Below are 11388 nucleotides of genomic sequence, written 5' to 3'. Positions count from 1 at the left end.
ACCGGCCCCCGCACAATACGTCGGGATCAACCTGCCCGAGACCAAAACACCCCAAAAACTAGCCCAGTGACTCCACACAGCTTGACAATTTCCGGTCGTCTCACCAATAGCGTTCGCACTCCTTTCAAAGCCTTGCGTTCCCGCTTCCCATATCTGGGCACCGATTTCTTGAAAATTCTAATCGCCATAGGCTGCGGGATTGGTTTTGCTTCTCTCTTCACGTGGGGCAGTACCAGTAACATGACCTCGATCAGCGCACCAGGAATATTTCTGCACAACGCTTCCTTGGCCGTTCTCGCACTTTTTCTGACCCACTACGGTGCGATCGTCATGATGATCCTCAACGGCGTTTGGCTAGGGATGGGGCTGGTCGCAAGTACCGCGGCTATTGGCCTCCACCAGACAGTTGCGCTCACCGCAGTCCACATTCCACTTGAGATCGTAGCGTGGGCACTCACAATCCAAGGGGCACGCCTGTTCTGGCCAGCACTTCTCGGAATCATCAGCGGAGAACACACTTGGCGTCACGTGTTTCAAAAGACGCGCGAAGTCCTCATCGCCGCAACTACCTTCTACTTCCTGGCGGCCCTCGCCGAGTGGGCCGAACACGCACTACTCGAAAGGTAAGTCATGGCCTCAGCGAACCCAAAAACCTCCGATCCTGCCGCGCCGCAGGGCCCTAGGAAAATCAACCCAGTCTGGATCATCTGCCTTCTGCTTGCATACACTGCTGCTGCCCAATACGCAGTGGGATCGAGCATTGAACGGCTGGCCACGGAAAATGCCGAACACAACCAGTTTTCGAGCCGAGAGGTGCTCGTGACCTTCCTTCGCGTAGGGGTCATTATCTGGAGTGCTCTGGCGTCCTTTCTGCAAGGCCTCGTATTGAGGCTTATTTACAAGGGCATCGTCAAAGGACGTGGCCCCACCCTCGGAGCAAGCTGGTTTTGGGTTCTTCTAGGTCAAATCCCGTTCATGGCCACTGTGCTCTTCATGGGACTGTTTTTGGAGCCCGGAGCGCAAAGTCTCCTCGGTCAAGCCTGGGTGCGTATTCTATTCGGCACCATCGCGGGGGTCATCTACATTGCCGCTGCAAAGACGGTGTTTGCTGCCCCGAACGGGCGCCTCGCGGTTCTCTTCGTCATCGTTGCCACCGTCAACTCGGTCCTGCTCGTCTCAGGCAGCTCCGCCTTAAATACCTGAGGCCGGCACCCAGGGGTGCCGGCCTCACGTTCAGCTCAGTCGAACTGGATAAACCTTAGAGTGCGTTGACCTTTTTGGAGATCGCCGACTTGCGGTTTGCAGCGTTGTTCTTGTGAATAACGCCCTTGCTGACAGCCTTATCCAGCTTACGGCTGGCAGCAACAAGAGCCTTTGCAGCGGCATCCTTGTCCGTGGACTCAACGGCGGTGGCAACGGCGCGGATGGCCGTCTTCAGCTCAGACTTGACGGCGTTGTTACGCAGGCGAGCCTTCTCGTTGGTGAGGATGCGCTTCTTCTGGGACTTGATATTAGCCACGTGTGTGAACTCTCTTTTTAATGCGGAAATGGTCTAGAGGGTTTTCAGGTTGGCCATCGACTGAGCGGCGTGGGGATGCCTATGGCAGCCAACCATGAGTGGCCGTCGACCTGCACGGACACACAGCCATAAATATTATCAGACTCAGCGCTTTTCCGGGGATTTGGCGTCTACGCCGGGTCGTGTCGTCCGCTGAGCCGATTCGCCACCAGTTGGAAAGCGCGCTTGTCCAGGACGGCACCCTCGCGCCGGACGTCGGCCGGATTGACGCGAACCACCCGGTCTACCTTGACCTCGCTCGGCCTGCCCTGGGGGTCCCAGGCGCCGGTGCCGATGTCGACGTAGTCGCCTGCACGGCGGCCGTTGTCATGGTCTTTGCTGGTCAGCATCAGCCCCAGCAGCCACGCGCCGTCGTGCCCTATCAAAAGCACCGGCCGGTCCTTGCCCTGGGAATAGTCCTCTTCGTAGGGAACCCACGACCACACGATCTCCCCGGGGTCCGGTTTGCCGTCGGGATCGGGGGAGTACAGCGGAGACACCGTGCCCCGGAAGTCGCCCGGATATGGGCGGGAAAGCTGCCCGACGCCGGTGCTTGCGTTCCGCGTCCGGCCCGCCTTCCCCGCGACCCCGCCTTTCCGGGCCTGGCCATGGCGCGTGACGGCCGGGGCTCCGACGATCCTTCGAAGGTAGCCCATGGAGCCTTTAAGGAGTCTGCCAAGCAAGTGTGTGTCCGATGCCATGGAACCACCGTACTTTCCCTTCCCGAGCCAGTGCACAACCGGTGCCGGGTTCATGGGAGACTATTAGTTCAGATATGCGGCATCGGCCGGGATGGTCCAGACCAGTCCGGAGTCCGGCCGTGTGAGTATCGACAGTAAGGACCCTGCGTGTCTCCCATGGCCCGCACCGCACCGGTGCCCGCCGCGACAGATCCGGCCATCATCCGGAACTTCTGCATCATCGCCCACATCGACCACGGTAAATCCACCTTGGCCGACCGCATGTTGCAGTACACCGGCGTCGTTAAGTCCCGCGACATGAAGGCCCAGTATCTGGACCGCATGGATATCGAACGCGAACGTGGCATCACTATCAAGTCCCAGGCTGTCCGCATGCCCTGGGAACTTGACGGTACCAGCTACGCCCTGAACATGATCGATACCCCCGGCCACGTTGACTTCACCTATGAGGTTTCCCGTTCCCTCGCGGCCTGTGAAGGTGCAGTCCTCTTGGTGGACGCCGCGCAAGGCATCGAGGCCCAGACGCTGGCCAACCTCTACCTGGCGATGGAAAACAACCTCACCATTATCCCGGTGCTCAACAAGATCGACCTTCCGGCCGCCCAGCCCGAAAAGTATGCGGCCGAACTCGCCAACCTGATCGGCGGCGACCCCGAGGACGTGCTTCGCGTATCCGGCAAGACCGGTGTTGGCGTGGAGGCCCTGCTGGACAAGATTGTCCGCGATCTTCCAGCCCCTGTCGGCGACCCCGACGCACCGGCCCGCGCCATGATCTTCGACTCCGTGTATGACACATATCGCGGCGTGGTCACGTACGTCCGCGTGGTGGACGGGATGCTGCACCCGCGCGAGCGGATCCAGATGATGTCCACCCGCGCCACCCACGAACTCCTGGAAATCGGCGTCAGCTCTCCGGAACCTACCCCTTCCAAGGGGCTGGGCGTCGGCGAAGTAGGCTACTTGATCACCGGCGTGAAGGACGTCCGCCAGTCGAAGGTCGGCGACACCGTGACCAACCTGGCCAAGCCCGCTTCGCAATCCCTCGCCGGGTATGCCGACGCCAAGCCCATGGTCTTCTCCGGCTTGTACCCCTTGGACGGCACGGACTACCCGGTGCTCCGGGATGCCCTCGAGAAGTTGATGCTCAACGACGCAGCGCTCGTCTACGAACCGGAGACCTCTGCCGCCCTGGGATTCGGTTTCCGTGTGGGCTTCCTTGGCCTGCTGCACCTGGAAATCACCCGTGAGCGCCTTGAGCGCGAGTACAACCTCGACCTCATCTCCACCGCTCCCAACGTTGAGTACGAGGTCACGCTGGAGGACAAAAGGGTCCTGCACGTCACCAACCCGAGCGAATACCCCACCGGCAAGATCGCTGAGGTCCGCGAACCGATGGTGTCCGCCACCATCCTTGCGCCGAATGAGTTTGTGGGCGCCATCATGGAGCTGTGCCAGAGCCGCCGCGGCGTCATGGGCGGCATGGACTACCTCTCCGAAGACCGCGTGGAAATCCGGTACCGGCTGCCGCTGGCCGAGATCGTCTTCGACTTCTTCGACATCCTCAAGTCCAAGACCCGCGGCTACGGTTCGCTGGACTGGAAGGCCGACGGCGAGCAGGTTGCCGACCTGGTCAAGGTGGACATCATGCTCCAGGGTGAGCAGGTTGACGCTTTCAGCGCCATCACGCACCGCGACAAGGCCTACGCCTACGGCGTCATGATGACGAGCAAGCTGCGCGAACTCATTCCCCGCCAGCAGTTCGAGGTGCCGATCCAGGCGGCCATCGGCTCGCGGATCATTGCCCGTGAGAGCATCCGTGCCATCCGCAAGGACGTCCTTGCCAAGTGCTACGGCGGTGACATCACCCGTAAGCGCAAACTTCTGGAAAAGCAGAAGGAAGGCAAGAAGCGCATGAAGATGGTGGGCCGCGTGGAGGTTCCACAGGAAGCGTTCATCGCAGCCCTGACCACCGACGAATCCAAGGACAAGGCCAGGAAGTAACCCGGTGCCTAGCGTTCTTCCCCTCGGGGATCCTGCACCTGCGGATGGCCTCTTGCCGCCCCAGGTGCTCGACGGCGTCAGTTCACGCAAGTTTGGGCTGTACGTCCACATACCGTTCTGTGCCGTGCGTTGCGGTTACTGCGATTTCAACACCTACACCGCCACCGAGCTTGGCGGCGGTGCCTCCCAGGACGCCTACGCGTCCACTGCCATTTCGGAAGTGGAGTTCGCCGTCCGGGCCATGGAAGCCTCCGGTCTGCCGCAGCGGCCCCTGAGCACCGTGTTCTTCGGCGGTGGCACACCGACCCTGCTGCCGGCTGAAGATCTCGCACGCATCTTGACTGCCGCCGTCGGGCACTGGGGCCTGGAATCGGGAGCCGAAGTCACCACTGAAGCGAACCCGGACTCCGTGACGCCGGAATCCCTCCACCTGTTGGCCGACGCCGGCTTTACGCGGATTTCCTTCGGCATGCAGTCGGCGGTCCCTCACGTGCTCAAGGTCCTGGACCGTACGCACACTCCCAGCCGGGTCCCCTTGGTGGTCCAGTGGGCGCGCGACGCCGGCCTCGCCGTGAGCCTCGATCTCATCTACGGCACTCCCGGCGAGTCCATGGCCGATTGGCAAACTTCCCTGGAGACTGCCCTGTCCTACGGGCCGGACCACATCAGCGCCTACGCGCTGATCGTGGAAGAAGGCACCAAGCTGGCTGCACAGATCCGGCGCGGAGAAGTTCCCGGAATCGACGACGACGACCACGCCGCCAAGTACGAACTCGCCGACCAACTGATCAGCGCCGCCGGACTGGACTGGTACGAGGTCAGCAATTGGTCCCGCACACCCGAACAGGCGTGCAAGCACAACCTTGCCTACTGGCGGGGAGACGATTGGTGGGGCGTCGGACCAGGTGCGCATTCCCACATGGGCGGCGTCCGCTGGTGGAACGTCAAACACCCCACCGCCTATGCCAACAGGCTCGGTAGCGGAATGTCGCCGGCCGCTGGACGCGAAACGCTCGACGCCGGAACCCGGGAAGTGGAACGCATCATGCTTGAGGCGCGCCTCGGCACCGGGCTTCAGGTCGATGCCCTCGACAAGGTGGGCCGCCACGCCGTGGCAGGCCTCATTGCCGACGGCCTGGTTGAGCCTGGAGCGGCCTTCCAAGGACGGTTGATCCTGACACTCAAAGGCCGGCTACTCGCGGATGCAGTGGTCCGCCGGATCCTTCCGGACTAGCGCCCGGCGCTAACGGCAGACGCGCCAACCGGCACAGGCACCTGCGAAGACCGGCTACTTGATCCAGCGCAGGTTGAAGCGGTAGCGGTGCGGCTGTCCGTGGTTGACCCGGATTCCGGCCGACACCGAGAAGCAGGTCACTGCGACCCAGATTGCCGTGGCAAGGACGGCGAACAGGTTTCCGACCACTGGAAGCAAGACGAGGATGTTGGCGAGCACTGCGGCAATCGTCGGAGGCAAAGTGAAGTTAAGCGCTTCCTTGGATTCCTGTGCGGTGAACGGGCCACGTTCCCGGAAAATCAGGTAGATCAGAAGCGAAGGCACGCAGCCAAGAATGCCGCCGAAGTGCGCCAGGGTTGCCCACTGCCGGTCCTCCGATGCGGTCAAGGGCAGCGCGTTGGCAGGAACGCCGTGGTACTGGGACTGGCCCGAGGTGCCATCCCGATCGTCAGGAGCGTTGTCTGCCACAGTATCTTCCTTCGAGTATCTATCGGTGCGGTGTTGCTGTCCCAGAATACTTGCTCGGCACGCGATCAGCCGACCAACCCCTGTGCCCGGGGGCAGGCAATCCTCACGGAACGGTCAGGAAATCGATCACTTCCTCCACGCGACCCAGCAGAGAGGCCTCCAAATCGGCGTAGCTGTGGACAGCGCCCAGAAGCTTCTGCCAGCCAAGTCCGACGTCTTCGGCCGTCTCGTGCGGCCAGCCGAATGACCTCAGGATTCCGGTCTTCCAATCCGTGCCGCGGGCGATGGTTGGCCATTGCTCGATCCCCAACACTTTGGGGCGGATGGCCTGCCAGACGTCCACATAGGGGTGTCCTACGATCAGGACGTTTCCCGCGGCGCCCGGCAGCGTCATGGCGTCGGCAGCGATCCGCGACTCCTTCGAATCCGGTACCAAATGGTCCACCAGGATTCCGAGCCGCCGGCCGGGGCCCGGGGAGAACGCGGCAATGGCCGCCTTGAGATCGTCGACACCGTGCAAGGGCTCGACGACGATGCCCTCCACCCGGAGATCGTCTCCCCACACCTTTTCCACAAGCTCGGCGTCGTGCTTGCCTTCCACCCAGATACGGCTCGCCTTGGCGACCTGGGCCCGCTGGCCGGCCACGCGGACGGATCCCGATGCCGTCCTGCCTGCTTGCGCCGCGCCCTTGGCGGGCGTCGCGCGTGGCGCTGGCGGCAGGAGCTTCACTGCTTGTCCTTCCAGCAGGAATCCGAATCCGAGACGGAATGACTTGGCCTTTCCCCGTCGATCCTCAAGCACCACAATGTGCATGCCTCCGGACTTCTCCACCCTGGTCACGGCACCGACCCAACCGGTCTGCACGTCTTCGAGAACCATCCCGCGTTCAACGGGCACCTCTGGCAGTTGCCGTTTGGCCGGCGAGGAGAGGTCTTGCGGGCCCCAATTGTCGTAAGACACGGTCTTCACACCACTTTGCGCTAGGGGGATCGGTCACGGTCCGTGGCATTCCCCAGGACCGCGCGGGAATCATGTTCGCCGCGAGCGGTACCAATGCTAACAACGAGGTGGCTCATACTAGACTTGTTAGCACTTGGGCATGTTGAGTGCTAATTATTGAAATGTTGATTGGAGGTGGGCAGTGAGCGAACCACGGAAGCTGGAAGTGTTGCGCGCCATCGTGGAGGACTACGTTCACTCCCGCGAGCCCGTCGGCTCCAAAGCATTGGTCGAACGGCACCATCTGGGAGTGTCGAGCGCAACCATCCGCAATGACATGGCCCTCTTGGAAGAAGAAGGGCTCATTGCCGCACCACACACGAGTGCGGGCCGCATTCCCACGGACAAGGGCTACCGCTTGTTCGTCGACCGTATTTCCGAGGTCAAGCCGCTTTCGGCTGCCGAGCGCCGGGCCATCCACTCGTTGCTTGAGGGCCCGGACGACGTCGAGGACATCCTTGAGCGAACCGTCCGGCTGCTCTCCCAACTGACCAACCAGGTCGCCGTCGTCCAGTATCCGCACCTGAGCCGCGCGCGTGTCCGCCATATTGAGTTTGTCCTTTTGGCACCGCGCCAGGTCTTGGTGGTGTTGATCGCCGATTCGGGCAAAGTGGAACAGGGCGTTGTGCACGCAGCGACAGACGCTGCTGACGAAGAGCTCATGGCCTTGCGGGCGCGATTCCTTGGGAGCATTGCCGGCTCCCAGCTCGACCTCATGCCGCAAGTCCTGCCCTCGGTGGTTGCCTTGTGTCCGCCCGCGCTACGGAACCTTGCGGCCGTCCTTGCCCACGGCCTGGAAAGGCTTGCGGAGCGGAGCCGCGACGAACGCATGGTCATGGCAGGCACGGCAAACCTGGCCCGCTCCAACGTGGACTTCCCGCTGAGCATCGGTCCGGTCCTCGAAGCGCTCGAGGAGCAGGTGGTCATGTTGCGGCTGTTGTCGGACATGGCTGAGGACCCCCGGGGCGTCACGGTGAGCATCGGCCGCGAAAACCCCTATGACGGCCTCTCCGAGGCTTCGGTGGTTGCCACGGGCTACGGTCCGGGCAGCAGTGCCAAGATCGGCATTCTTGGACCCACCCGCATGGATTATCCCAACACCATGGCGGCCGTCCGTGCCGTCGCACGCTACCTTTCCCGCATTCTGGGCGGCTGACGGCCTCGGCTGGAAACCGCCTCGCAAGAAAAGCAGTGGAACCGTAAACAAGGAAGAGATACCGACTTTGAGCAGTCACTATGACGTTCTGGGCGTCTCGCCGGAAGCAACCGGCGAGGAGATCAAGAAGGCCTACCGCAAGCTCGCACGCAAGCTGCACCCGGATGTGAACCCGGGGGCCGGCGCTGCCGAGGAATTCAAGGCGGTGACCCACGCATACGAGGTCCTCTCCGACCCCCAGAAGCGCCGCGTCTACGACGCCACCGGCAACGAGAACGGGACCGACAACGGTTTCGGGGGAGGCTACGCGGGCCAGGGATTCGCCTTCCAGGACATCTTCGACACCTTCTTCGGCGGAGGAGGCGGCGGCATGCAGGGCCCCGCGTCCCGCATGCGCCGCGGCCAGGACGCCCTGATCAGCGTGCGCATCGACTTGCGCGAAGCGGTCTTCGGTGTCAACAAAAAGCTTGAGGTGGACACCGCTGTCGTCTGTCCCACGTGCGAGGGCTCATGCTGCCGTCCGGGCACCCACCCGGAGCGCTGCGACATCTGTGGCGGCTCGGGCCAGGTCCAGCGGGCTGTCCGCTCGATTCTCGGCCAGGTCATGACTGCCGCACCGTGTGGATCATGCGAAGGCTTCGGCTCGATCATCAAGGATCCTTGCAATGAGTGCGGCGGCCAGGGCCGTATCCGCAGCCGCCGTTCGCTGACCGTCAAGGTGCCAGGCGGCGTCGCTACCGGAACGCGCATCCAGTTGTCTTCGCAAGGTGAGGCTGGTCCTGCCGGCGGGCCTCCCGGCGACCTCTACGTGGAGATCCGGGTCAACAACGATCCCACCTATGTACGTGAAGGCGACGACCTGCACGCCACGCTGAGCGTTCCCATGACGGCCGCGGCACTCGGTACAGAGATGCAGCTCGATACTTTCGACGGCCCCCAGGAAATCGACGTCAAGTCCGGCACCCAGTCGGGCGAGGTCATCACCCTGCGCGGACTCGGCGTCACCCATCTCCGCGGCTACGGCAGGGGAGACCTCAAAGTGCACCTGCACGTTGAGACCCCCAGCAAGCTCGACGCCGCGCAGGAAGACCTGCTTCGCCAACTGGCCAAATTGCGCGGAGAGCAGTTCACCGAAGGCAAGCTTGTGGCCAGTGGCGGTATGTTCGCGAAGCTGCGGGACAAGCTCGGTAACCTGTAGCAGTGAGCAACCCCTTATTCTTCACAGCAGCCGGAACGCTTGACGGGCTGGGCCCTGGTGATTCTTTCGTGCTCGACGGCGCCGAAGCCAGGCATGCTGTCACCGTCAAGCGCCTGGAAATCGGCGAAGCCGTCGATATCGCCGACGGCGCCGGAAGACGGCTTACCGGCACTGTGACGGAATCCGGGCAGGGAACCTTGACAGTCCTTGCCTCCGCGGTCGATGAGGAGCAGCAGCCAACGGTGCGGCTCGTGCTGGTCCAGGCCCTCGCGAAGGGCGACCGTGACGGGCTTGCAGTTGAGACTGCAACGGAACTGGGGATCGACGCCGTCGTGCCCTGGCAGGCGGAACGTTCGATCGTCCGTTGGAAGGGCGACCGGGCCGCCAAAGCCCACGCGAAGTGGCAGTCCGTGGCCACCGCAGCCGCCAAGCAGGCGCGGCGCGCGTGGATTCCCGAGGTGCGTGCCGCCGTCGACGGCTCCGGCCTGGCTGCTGCGGTTGCAGCGGCTGACCTGGCGATCATCCTGCACGAGGACGCGAAACGTCCGCTGCGGGAGGTCCTGGAGAAGTGGCAGGGCCAGGTTTCCGACGCGGATACCGGAGCGGGACGGGAGGTCCTGCTCATCGTCGGCCCGGAGGGCGGCATTTCACCGCGCGAGGTGACGAAGCTCAGCGACGTCGGCGCCGTCACCGCCCTCTTGGGCCACCATGTGCTTCGCTCCTCGACGGCAGGTCCTGCCGCCGTCGTGCTGGCCAGCGACATCCTGGGGCGCTGGTAGCCCGCAGCGCACGTCCTTGACCAGCGCGCGTCCTTAGCGAACGTTGAAACTCCGGGTATCCGTCGCGACGTCCGCGTCGTTGGGTCCCACCAAGGAAACCCGCAATTCATAGCGGCCAGCTCCGAGCCCCACTGTGAAGCTGAAGACCCCGCCTTGTCCCGGAACGGTCGAAGCCGTGGTCTGCCCGGTGAGGTAGGACGACTTATCGCCGTTTGAATTCTCGCGAAGGATTTGCCAGTGCAGTTTCTTCGAGGGATCCGTGCTCCGGCCGTTGAACTTGACCGGACCGGCAAGCAAGGTCAGGTCCTCCTGCGGGTCGATGATCCACACGGGTGCCACCATGGATGCGTCGCGGACCATCGGATCGCCGAGTTTGACCTGTCCGAATGCCATGTAGTCAGTGTGTCCGTCCACCAGGATGGTCACTTTGATCTGCTGTCCGGAATCGATCAGGCCTGAACTCGCGGCCGCAGCGGTAGCGGTGTAGACGAGTTCCTGGACCGCCCGCTGAGCCGTCCCGGCGTCGAGATTGGAATTGAACGCGTCGCGGGAAACATCGACTGTGACCACGTTCTTACCGGAAATCGAGGTCGCCAAGCTGCCCGGGTTCTGCCACGGAGTGAAGAAATCGTGATCCAACGGCTTCTGGGACATCATGATCCGCAGGGCCGTGGTGATGGGGTTCTCATTGCCCGGGTTGTCACGGAATTCGCGGTACAGGAAGGTGTCCGTGTCGCTGCGCCCGATCCAATACACGGGGATCTTGTTTGAGGCCTGGGTTGTTTCGAGCGGAGCATTGCTGTCCGGGGCCGTCTGCAGGGCAGCTGTCGGGGCGGGGACCGCCGTCGTGGATCCCTGTACCGTGCGGTCGGCAATGCAACCCGACAGGAACAAGGCAGCCGTCAGGGCGGTCACAAGCATGGCGGAACGTTTCCGGATGCGTGTGCCGTGTGAAATCCCGGCTGGCCTGGTGATGGTGGATTCCTGCTCGTGTTCGGCCGCTGTGGTGCGGGGGAGTCATGCGCCCGGGGGCCGGGCACAGGGGCATTTTTGCCCATGAATCAGCTTGTCACAGTCCCATGGGCCCCGGCTGGCGTTTCGATGCTCCGGCAGGCAACTGCAATGCGATTGATACGAGGTCGATGCCGAGTTGATACCAAAGCGGCGCCGATCGGCCGTCCGCAGCCCGCCGGGCACGGTCCGGAACCACCCCCGGGACTGGCTGGCGTAGGATTGAATGCATCCGAGGCCCGCGATCCTGCGCCCATCCAGCAGACGGACATCGGAGAAATC

The 11388-nt window shown here is 63.0% G+C and carries 12 protein-coding genes; 7 read left to right on the top strand and 5 right to left on the bottom strand.

The features are described from left to right. Positions 1-240: 240 nt before the first annotated feature. Positions 241-627 (top strand): hypothetical protein, encoded by a 387-nt coding sequence (locus tag AB0O52_RS06020; RefSeq protein ID WP_364534785.1) that lies wholly within the window; start codon positions 241-243, stop codon positions 625-627. 3 nt (positions 628-630) lie between these two features. Continuing rightward, positions 631-1203 (top strand): hypothetical protein, encoded by a 573-nt coding sequence (locus AB0O52_RS06015; RefSeq protein ID WP_364534782.1) that lies wholly within the window; start codon positions 631-633, stop codon positions 1201-1203. Positions 1204-1258: 55 nt separating this feature from the next. Here AB0O52_RS06015 and rpsT read toward each other — a convergent pair whose 3' ends face one another. After that, the gene (gene rpsT / locus AB0O52_RS06010; RefSeq protein ID WP_028267110.1) at positions 1259-1519 is read right to left on the bottom strand and encodes a 30S ribosomal protein S20; all 261 of its coding nucleotides are present in this window, start codon (positions 1517-1519) and stop codon (positions 1259-1261) included. A 170-nt stretch (positions 1520-1689) separates the two neighbouring features. Further along, positions 1690-2259, bottom strand: a complete 570-nt coding sequence (locus AB0O52_RS06005) for a type II toxin-antitoxin system PemK/MazF family toxin (RefSeq protein WP_364534779.1) — start codon at positions 2257-2259, stop codon at positions 1690-1692. Positions 2260-2406: 147 nt separating this feature from the next. Between AB0O52_RS06005 and lepA the strand changes: the two genes are divergently transcribed. Both lepA and hemW read left to right on the top strand, forming a co-directional pair. Further along, positions 2407-4260 carry a translation elongation factor 4 gene (gene lepA, locus AB0O52_RS06000; protein WP_364534776.1) on the top strand — a complete coding sequence of 618 codons (1854 nt, stop codon included), beginning with the start codon at positions 2407-2409 and terminating at the stop codon, positions 4258-4260. Positions 4261-4264: 4 nt separating this feature from the next. Then, complete coding sequence (gene hemW, locus AB0O52_RS05995) at positions 4265-5494, top strand: radical SAM family heme chaperone HemW (protein WP_364534773.1); 1230 nt, start codon at positions 4265-4267, stop codon at positions 5492-5494. Between the two features lie 54 nt (positions 5495-5548). Here the strand turns inward: hemW and AB0O52_RS05990 are convergent, their stop codons facing one another. Then, entirely contained in the window at positions 5549-5962 is a 414-nt protein-coding gene (locus AB0O52_RS05990; protein ID WP_059390016.1) for a DUF4870 domain-containing protein, read from the bottom strand. 103 nt (positions 5963-6065) lie between these two features. Beyond that, positions 6066-6923 (bottom strand): DUF3097 domain-containing protein, encoded by an 858-nt coding sequence (locus AB0O52_RS05985; protein ID WP_364534770.1) that lies wholly within the window; start codon positions 6921-6923, stop codon positions 6066-6068. Between the two features lie 181 nt (positions 6924-7104). Here AB0O52_RS05985 and hrcA point away from each other — a divergent pair, with 181 nt between their 5' ends. The 3 genes from hrcA (at position 7105) to AB0O52_RS05970 (ending at position 10095) form a co-directional block, all read left to right on the top strand. Continuing rightward, positions 7105-8118, top strand: coding sequence for a heat-inducible transcriptional repressor HrcA (gene hrcA / locus AB0O52_RS05980; RefSeq protein ID WP_364534767.1), 1014 nt, complete (start codon positions 7105-7107; stop codon positions 8116-8118). Between the two features lie 67 nt (positions 8119-8185). Further along, complete coding sequence (gene dnaJ, locus AB0O52_RS05975; RefSeq protein WP_364534764.1) at positions 8186-9316, top strand: molecular chaperone DnaJ; 1131 nt, start codon at positions 8186-8188, stop codon at positions 9314-9316. Between the two features lie 2 nt (positions 9317-9318). Continuing rightward, positions 9319-10095: a 16S rRNA (uracil(1498)-N(3))-methyltransferase gene (locus tag AB0O52_RS05970; RefSeq protein ID WP_364534761.1), complete on the top strand. Its 777-nt coding sequence runs from the start codon at positions 9319-9321 to the stop codon at positions 10093-10095. 33 nt (positions 10096-10128) lie between these two features. Here AB0O52_RS05970 and AB0O52_RS05965 read toward each other — a convergent pair whose 3' ends face one another. After that, on the bottom strand, positions 10129-11016 hold the full coding sequence (locus AB0O52_RS05965) for a GerMN domain-containing protein (RefSeq protein WP_364534758.1): 888 nt from the start codon (positions 11014-11016) through the stop codon (positions 10129-10131). Between the last annotated feature and the right edge of the window lie 372 nt (positions 11017-11388).

It is taken from the genome of Arthrobacter sp. NPDC080073 (genome assembly GCF_040686575.1).
In the GTDB taxonomy this organism is placed as follows: Bacteria; Actinomycetota; Actinomycetes; order Actinomycetales; family Micrococcaceae; genus Arthrobacter.
This window is presented reverse-complemented; position numbering and strand designations above follow the sequence as displayed.